The sequence below is a fragment of the Rhodococcus sp. As11 genome (genome assembly GCF_048957735.1).
GTDB classification, from domain to species: Bacteria; Actinomycetota; Actinomycetes; order Mycobacteriales; family Mycobacteriaceae; genus Rhodococcus; species Rhodococcus gordoniae.
In genome coordinates this window covers 57489-64766 of the sequence record NZ_JARDJE010000024.1, presented here as the reverse complement: position 1 = coordinate 64766, position 7278 = coordinate 57489, and the positions used below count along the sequence as shown (strand labels likewise).

The window sequence follows — 7278 nt, the reverse complement described above, 5'->3', positions numbered from 1 at the left end:
ACGTCGGGGATGCCGCACAATCCGAATCCGCCCACCGCGAGAGTCGCACCGTCACGGATATCGGCGACGGCCTCCGCGGCAGTGGCGTAGAGGCCGGTCATGTCGTGACCCCTGACGGTCGCCGAAGCAGTTCCTGCAGGAGAACGTCGACCTCGGGCCAATCACCGTAACCGGACGCCGGATTGAGGTGTCCGACCTCGCCGAGGTCGACGAATCGACTGCCCCATACTTCCGCCATCCCTGCGACCCGACGCTTCTCTGCGAGCGGATCGTTGCTACTGGCTGCGACAATGCTGGGGAACGGAAGGCGGCGACGCGGTATCGGAAGCCAGCCACCCTGATCCAGATCATCCAGGCCGGGATACCCCTCGGGCAGGGGGTTTTCCAGATCGGCCGGGGTCGCGAGCAGTGCGCCTCGGACCGGCCGGGTGGTCTGCAGAGCCCAGTGCACGCTGATGAGAACGCCGGCGCTGTGCGCCACCAGCACCACCGGTCCGCCGATATCGGCCACGACCGCGTCGAGGGCGGCGACCCGTGCGGCCAGGCTCAGGCGGTCACGCTCCAATGGAGGTACGGTGCGCACCCGGTCGAGCCGATCGGCGAGCAGGGTCTGCCAGTGCTCGGCGACGTGATCGCGCAAGCCGGGCACGATGACCACGGTCGGTTCGATGTCGTCGTTCATCATTCTCCGAAATCATTTCTTTCGCAACGGATTACCGTTCACTCCGACCACCCGGGCGGTCAGCTCGCCCGGGAGGGTGGGAGACGGGGTTCGATCGGTCCCCGTCGCCGGCGACGGGGACCGATCGAGGCAGTGTCAGGCGTGCTGGGTGAAGCCGACCTGGCCGGGACGGCGATTGGGGGCGTAGCCGAGCTTGGCGAGGGTTTCGTCGGCGTCGCGGTAGGTTTCGCCGATCCGGTAGATCTCGCGGGCCTCCTTGCCGGTGGCGACCTCACGACCGAGTTCGCCCGCGATGCGGACCAGCTGCCGGATCTGCTGCACCGAGGTCATCTTCTCACCCTTGCGGCCCCAGATCGTGTCCTCGTTGCCGCACCGGGTGTGCAGCCCCATCGCAATGGCCATGGCATTGACCGGCAGCACCGAACGCATGAGGGTTTCCAGGGTCAGGCATGCCCCGTCGGGCACACGCTGGATGAAGTTCATGATGTTGTACGGGTTCGGGCCGTCGAAGCCGCCGCCGATACCGACCCAGGTCAGGTTCAGCGGGCCGGTGTAGATGCCGCGCCGGATCAGCCGTTCGACGGTCTCGAGCTGCGGGATGGACGAGAGCTGGAAGTGTGGCTGGATGCCGGCGGCCTGCAGTCGATGCAAATGCTCCTCGACCCATTCCGGCCCGGCGGGCACCGTCATCTCCCGGTAGGTCGTCGCGAGCTCCGGGCGTTCCATCGAAGTGCCGGCGATGTCGTCCGCGGTCATCAGTTCCATGATGTTCATCTGGCTGGTGTTGATGGCGATGGTCACCTGATCCGGCTTCGGATCCAGTTCGGCGAGCATGTGCCGAACATCGTCCGAAAGCCACTTCGCTTCGGCGCCTTCACCTTCCGGTGCGAACGAGATTGAACCGCCGACCTGCAGAATCATGTCCGGGACTGCTTCGCGCAGACGGGAGAGCAGTTCGTTGAACTTCGACAGTCGCTTGCTGCCCTTGCCGTCGAGCTCGCGAACGTGGATGTGCAGCACCGTGGCACCGGCCTCGTAACAGTCCACCGCCTGCTGGACATGCTCGTCCATCGTCAGCGGCAGGTCCTCCGGGAAATCGTCCGGTTCCCATTCCGGTCCGTACGGGGCCGCGGTGATGACCAGCTTCTCCTGGCATTCGGGGAACAAGGCATCGTCGTGGAAATGCATGACAGTCTCCTGTGATCGGTTCGTGAAGTACTGAGGGAAAGAGATTTCGGTGGTCAGAACGGCCGGTCGCCGATGATGCCGGCGCGCTCCATCTTTCGGACGGCCGGCCAGTAGTCCTGGACCGCGTAGTGCTGAGTGGAGCGGTTGTCCCAGATCGCCACGCTGTTCGGGGTCCACCGCCAACGGACCTGGTATTCGGGGATCGTTGCCTGGCTCTGGAGGTAACGGAGCAGCTCACCTGCTCCGGGGGCGTAGTCGATCCCGCAGCGGACGTTGTCCGCATTGTGGAAGTTCGTGAAATGTGTGGTGAAACTGTTGACGAACAGGACCTTTTCACCCGTGTCGGGATGGGTGCGGACGACGGGATGCTCCGCGTCCGGGAATCGGTCCTTCAACTCGAGGCGCTTGTCGATCGGCAGGCGCGCACCGAAGGACGCTTCGATGCTGTGGCGTGCGCGCAGCTCGGAGATCTGTTCCTTCACGTGTTCGGGGAGCCGCTCGTAGGCGAGGGTCATGTTCACCCAGATCGTGTCGCCGCCGACGGCCGGGCCTTCGACGCAGCGAAGGACCGAGCCCATGGGCGGGTTCTGCCGCCAGGTGGCGTCGCAGTGGTAGGAATTCTCGAACGCCTCGGGTGGGCTGTCGAGCCCCTTGTAGATGCGGACCAGGCCGGGATGGTCCGGATCGCTGCCGAGGACCGGATGGTCCTCGAGCGGGCCGAACCGCTCGGCGAGGGCGACATGGTCGGCCCGGCTCATCTCTTGATCCCGGAAGAACAGCACCTTGTGTTCGAGCAGCAGCGCTTTCAGTTCGGCGAACCGTTCGTCGTCGTGGGCCACGTCGGCGAGGTCCACGCCGTGCAGTTCCGCACCGATGCTGGCGGTCAGCGGTTGTGCATTCATGGTGATGTGCGACTGTGTCTCGTCCCGAGTGCGGTCGGCGGTGGTGGTCATGACGGTCCTCCTGGGCATGACGGGAATGAATGGGCGTCCGGGGAAGGTCAGAGTGCGAACACCGACGAGCCGACGCTGATGCCGGCTTCGAGGTCGCGGTGTGCTTGTTCGGCCTCGGCGAGCGTGTACCTCTGGTTGATGCCGATCTTGATGCGTCCGGTCGCGACATGGCCGAACAGTTCGTTCGCCAGGTCGGCCCGCTCGGCCGGATCGGCGATGTAGTCCGCCAATGCAGGCCGGGTGACGAACAATGAACCCTTGACCGCGAGCTGCATGGCGTCGATCGGGGGGATCGGACCCGACGCGGTGCCGAAGCAGACCAGCAGGCCCCGGCGGGCCAGGGAGTTCAGCGACGTCTCGTAGGTGGTGGCGCCGATGCTGTCGAACACCACCGGCACGCCGACACCGTCGGTCAGTTCGCGGACGCGGGTGGCGACATCCTCCCGGGTGTAGACGATGACTTCGCTGCAGCCGTGGGCCCGTGCCACTTCCGCTTTCGCGTCGCTGGACGTGGTGCCGATGACGTTGATGCCCAGGATCTTCGCCCACTGACAGAAGATCAGACCGACGCCGCCGGCTGCGGCGTGGAGCAGGACGGTGTCACCTGCCTTCAGCGTGGGGGCGATCCGGCGCAGCAGGTACGAGGTGGTGAGTCCGCGCATGGTCATCGCGGCTGCGGTATCGAACTCGATGCCGTCGGGGAGAGCGATCAGGTGGTCGGCCGGCATGATCCGTTCGGTGCTGTATGCGCCGAGGGGGCTGCCGGTGTAGGTGACACGGTCGCCCTCGCGGAAGTCGGTGACATCCGGGCCGATCGCCTCGATCACGCCTGCCGCCTCGACGCCCATTCCTGCCGGGAGCGGAGCTGGATACATCCCGGTCCGGAAGTAGGTGTCCGCGAAGTTCAGGCCGACGGCTTCGTGCCGGATCCGCACCTCGCCGGGGCCGGGCTCGCCGACCTCCACGGTCTCCCATTTCAAGACCTCGGGGCCGCCCGTCTCGTAGAAGCGGATCGCATGCGCCATTTGTATTCTCCTCGAATGTGGGGGAGCTCTACTTCCCTCGCACGATGGGATGTCGATAACACGACAGTAGGCGTATACTCGAGGAAATGCTTATCCCTGCGGGACATATTTATTATCATTTGGGGACCAGGCGTTATCCGGGCAAAGCTGAATTCGAAGAAGGAGAACCAGCCATGGTCTCGCCGAAACCACTGGCGCGATACGCCTCCCTCACCGGCTTCGTCGACCTGGGGCGGTCCCTGTCGATCGATCCGGTTTCCCTGATGCGCAGCGTGGATCTCGACCCGAGCGGGCTCGAATTACAGGATCGATGGGTGCCCGCTGCCTCCATCGCCCGATTGCTGGAGCTCTCCGCCACGGCCACCAACCGGCAGGACGTCGGACTCAGGCTCGCCGAACGGCGGCGCCTGTCCAGTCTCGGCCCCTTGAGTGTGGCAATCCGCGAGGAACCGAACGCCCGCAGTGCGGTGCACATGCTGATCCGCTACCAGCACACCTACAACGAAGCCCTGTTCATCGACGTCACCGAACGCGACGGATTGTCGAGGATCGCCCTGCGCGTCGAACCGGGGGAACCTATGCCCGTCCGCCAATCCACCGAGCTCGCCGTCGCCGTGATCCACCAATTGCTGCAGCATCTGCTCGGTGATCGTTGGCGGCCGGTGTCGGTGTCTTTCGAACACGGCCGACCCGAGGACGACAGCTCCCACCGTCGCATCTTCGATGCGCCACTGACGTTCGGCGGTGACTGCTCGGGGATTGTCCTGTACACAAGTGATCTGGATCAGCCCAACCGCTTGTCCGACCCTCTGCTCCGCAACTACGCGCTGCAGTTCCTCGACGAACATGCTGCACCCGAGACTCCGACACTCGATCGACGCGTGAAAGAACTCGTCGAACTTCTGCTCCCGACCGGGCGTTGCTCGATCGATCAGGTGGCCTCGAGCATCGGCGTCGATCGGCGCACCATTCACCGCCACCTGGCCCGCTCGGGGCAAACCTTCACCGGCGTCGTCGACGCCACCCGCGCCGAGCTGGCCCAACGGTTGGTCGCGGGTCGACGACATACTTTCGCCGAGATATCTCAGATGCTGGCGTTCTCGGCACCGAGTGGGTTCTCACGATGGTTCACCCGCCGCTTCGGCATGACCCCCCGGGAATGGCGCGCACGCTCGGAAGAGTAACTGTCCCGAAATGTATGGATTGACGTCCCCACGGGATAATTCATTCGGCCTCACGGCGGATAAAGTGATATGCACCACCATCCGCCACGGAAGACGTGTGCGACACACCCACGTCCCTCTGCGTGAAACGAGTGCCGCGTGACAAGACCCGAACCCATCCCCACTCCGACACTGGATGCCATGCACCAAGACGGAAAATGGAACCCGTTGTGGGACAAACTGTCCGAATGGGATCCGGAGTGGACCGAGCAGTTCATGGCGATGAACGCCATCCCCATCCAACGCAAAGTCTTCACCCCGCAGTTCGTCGAACTGCTCAGCATCGCCATCGACGCCGCCGCAACCCATTTGTATGCGCCCGGCGTACGTCGCCACATCCGGGCCGCCCTCGACCTCGGTGTCTCCCGTGACGAGATCCTCGCCGTCCTGCAGATGGTCAGTGTTCTCGGCATCCACGCCTGCAATCTCGGCGTCCCCATCCTCGCCGAAGAACTCGACGCCCACCAGGCACGCCGCGCCGCCTCCTGACCACTCATCTGCCTCACCCGAGGAGCATCCATGGCCAATCGACTCCCCTCGATCGACATTTCCGTCGACACCGTTCCCGACTCACCACAGGGCGACGTCGACACTCACCACACCGATGTATACGGTCGGGTACGCCGTCGTTCCGTCTATCCCTGGCTGGTCTTCGCGCTGACGTTCGCGCTGCTGCTGTCGGACTACATGTCCCGCCAGGTACTCAGCGCCGTCTTCCCGTTCCTGAAAGCGGACTGGGCCCTGTCGGACTCTCAACTCGCCTCGCTCACCAGCATCGTCGCCCTCATGGTCGGTCTGCTGACCTTCCCACTCTCGCTCCTCGCCGACCGCTGGGGTCGGGTACGCAGCCTGATCCTGATGGCAGTGCTCTGGAGCATCGCGACCCTGTTCTGCGCCATCGCAGCCAACTACGAACAGCTGCTGGCTGCACGCTTTCTGGTCGGAGTGGGCGAAGCCGCCTACGGCAGCGTCGGAATCGCCGTGGTCCTGAGCGTCTTCGCGCCCCGGGTGCACTCCGCCCTCAGCGGCGCATTCATGGCCGGCGGCTCGTTCGGCTCGGTCATCGGTGTCTCACTCGGTGGCGTCATCGCGGTGCACCTGAGCTGGCGGTGGTCGTTCGCAGCCATGGCAGTGCTCGGTCTGATTCTCGTCGCGCTGTTCCGGGCCGTGGTCACCGAGCGGCGCTTGGCGGCGCACGCCGCAGACCAGGGCCCCGCGATGCCTGCCCGGCCGGATGCACCGCGGATCCGTGTACCCGTCTCGACCCTGTTCACCAGTCCCGCCGTGTGGTGCGCCTATCTCGGGGGCGGCCTCCAGATGTTCACCGCCGCCGTGTTGCTGGCGTGGACTCCCAGCTTCTTCAACCGCGAATACGGCATGGCCCCGGACAAGGCCGGCGTGATCGCATCGGTCTTCGTGCTGCTGGTCGGCACGGGCATGGTGGTGTGCGGGATGATCACCGACCGGGTCGGCCGCGACAATCCGTCCCGGAAATGGTCCAGCGCCATCGTGTTCTGCGCCATCTCCTTGACCTCCCTCGGGACCGCATTCCAACTGGAACCGGGAACGGCGCAACTGATCCTCATCGCGCTCGGGGCCTTCTTCTCCGCCGGCTCCTCCGGTCCGACCGCAGCGATGGTGGCCAGCTTGACTCACCCATCGGTACGGGCTTCGGCACTCGGCAGCCTCACCGTCGCCAACAACCTCCTCGGACTGGCGACCGGGCCCTTCATCGTCGGCATTCTCGCCGATCGCCTGGGTCTGCTCGGGGCGCTGCAAATCACACCACTGGTGTACGTCTTGGCGATCATCGCTCTACTCTTCGGCCGACGGCTCTACCCTGCCGGTTTGAGGAAGCTCTCGGCTCACAGCGACGCCGCGACCGACCGCTGTAGCCGACAGCCGTAACGATCCCCGGGTCCTACCGTTCTCGTGAAGACCCTCGACCGGCAACCGAACAGCCGGGTAGCCATCGCAATACGCCGAGAACTGCGTGCCTGGCCATCCCGCCGGTTGTCGCTCGGGGGCACATTCTTCTCGGGCATTCATGCGTTATCTGCAAGATGGCGTCCTGTTTCCGGGGTGCCGCCGCAATGGTGATGGAGGCAGGGGAGCGAACCTTCTCGCCGACCGCCCTGGTCCGCTGGGTCGTCGGTGTCGCAGCGAGGGGTTGTCGTCGACAGTCAGTATGGTCCGCTCTATGGGCG

The 7278-nt window shown here is 64.9% G+C and carries 8 protein-coding genes; 3 read left to right on the top strand and 5 right to left on the bottom strand.

Going from position 1 to position 7278, the window contains the following annotated elements; all coding sequences use genetic code 11:
• The 5 genes from PV766_RS21475 to PV766_RS21455 all read right to left on the bottom strand — a co-directional run.
• Window positions 1-101, bottom strand: a 101-nt coding sequence (locus tag PV766_RS21475; protein WP_421097846.1) for a CoA-transferase, incomplete at its 3' end; no start/stop codon positions are given.
• Window positions 98-682, bottom strand: coding sequence for an RBBP9/YdeN family alpha/beta hydrolase (locus PV766_RS21470; protein WP_064063794.1), 585 nt, complete (start codon window positions 680-682; stop codon window positions 98-100). The genes PV766_RS21475 and PV766_RS21470, both read right to left, overlap by 4 nt.
• A 135-nt stretch (window positions 683-817) precedes the next feature.
• The gene (locus PV766_RS21465) at window positions 818-1870 is read right to left on the bottom strand and encodes a 3-keto-5-aminohexanoate cleavage protein (RefSeq protein WP_421097844.1); all 1053 of its coding nucleotides are present in this window, start codon (window positions 1868-1870) and stop codon (window positions 818-820) included.
• Window positions 1871-1923: 53 nt separating this feature from the next.
• The gene (locus PV766_RS21460; RefSeq protein WP_129977992.1) at window positions 1924-2823 is read right to left on the bottom strand and encodes a TauD/TfdA dioxygenase family protein; all 900 of its coding nucleotides are present in this window, start codon (window positions 2821-2823) and stop codon (window positions 1924-1926) included.
• A 47-nt stretch (window positions 2824-2870) separates the two neighbouring features.
• Entirely contained in the window at window positions 2871-3848 is a 978-nt protein-coding gene (locus PV766_RS21455; protein ID WP_129977993.1) for a quinone oxidoreductase family protein, read from the bottom strand.
• Window positions 3849-4021: 173 nt separating this feature from the next.
• On the opposite strand from PV766_RS21455, the gene PV766_RS21450 reads away from it, so the two are divergent.
• The 3 genes from PV766_RS21450 (at window position 4022) to PV766_RS21440 (ending at window position 6979) form a co-directional block, all read left to right on the top strand.
• Window positions 4022-5032, top strand: a complete 1011-nt coding sequence (locus PV766_RS21450) for an AraC family transcriptional regulator (protein WP_421097843.1) — start codon at window positions 4022-4024, stop codon at window positions 5030-5032.
• Between the two features lie 180 nt (window positions 5033-5212).
• Window positions 5213-5560 (top strand): carboxymuconolactone decarboxylase family protein, encoded by a 348-nt coding sequence (locus tag PV766_RS21445; RefSeq protein ID WP_064063729.1) that lies wholly within the window; start codon window positions 5213-5215, stop codon window positions 5558-5560.
• 30 nt (window positions 5561-5590) lie between these two features.
• On the top strand, window positions 5591-6979 hold the full coding sequence (locus PV766_RS21440; protein ID WP_421097842.1) for an MFS transporter: 1389 nt from the start codon (window positions 5591-5593) through the stop codon (window positions 6977-6979).
• Window positions 6980-7278 lie beyond the last annotated feature (299 nt).